The following is a 606-nucleotide window of genomic DNA, read 5'->3' as shown; positions in this document are numbered from 1 at the left end:
ATACACAACTAAGCAGTATATGGACAATATAGATAACAAAATAGTAATGAAGCTAACCCAACTAAGTAACGTTTCGGCTAACTTCTCTTGACTTGATGGTGAGTTGTCATATTTAATTTCATTTTCTATAAGTCTAACCTCATAATCTAATTGAATTTTCATTGCACCATAAGCATTTAAATTAATTATATCTTCGTTTAACTCTAACTCCAGAGGTGACAGTTCTGCTTTGAAATTACCTAATGCTCTTTCACAATAGTATAATTGCTCATCTGAGGTTTTAGCTGCATTATCCATGCATAACTCTAAGAACCCAATAGAGATCAATAATCCATTTTTTTTTGCTAACGCTGTACTTTTCATAGATCGTTGTGCAGATGCCTCACTAGCTTCAGTGATAATATTATCTATATAATACATCCAGCCTCCCATCATTAAAGCTAGTAACAAGGATGAGATGCCAATTCTCCTAAAAGCAGACACTGCAGCCCAGCTAATAACCAATTGAGATTTCTGAGCGAGAGCCTGAACCCCTTCAACTTCTTCATTTACACGGTTAAAAAACATTATTTGTTTCCCTAATTCGTATAACGCTTAAGTATTTAT

The 606-nt window shown here is 34.0% G+C and carries 1 protein-coding gene; it reads right to left on the bottom strand.

All coding sequences use genetic code 11. The annotated features are described in order from the left end of the window. A partial coding sequence (locus AB4653_RS25110; RefSeq protein ID WP_372105584.1) for a hypothetical protein occupies positions 1–567 on the bottom strand: 567 nt, incomplete at its 3' end. Positions 568–606 lie beyond the last annotated feature (39 nt).

The sequence above is a fragment of the Vibrio sp. 10N.222.48.A3 genome (assembly GCF_041475345.1).
Lineage (GTDB): Bacteria > Pseudomonadota > Gammaproteobacteria > Enterobacterales > Vibrionaceae > Vibrio > Vibrio tasmaniensis_A.
Note: the sequence above shows the minus strand (reverse complement) of the source record. Positions and strands in the feature narration are given on the sequence as shown.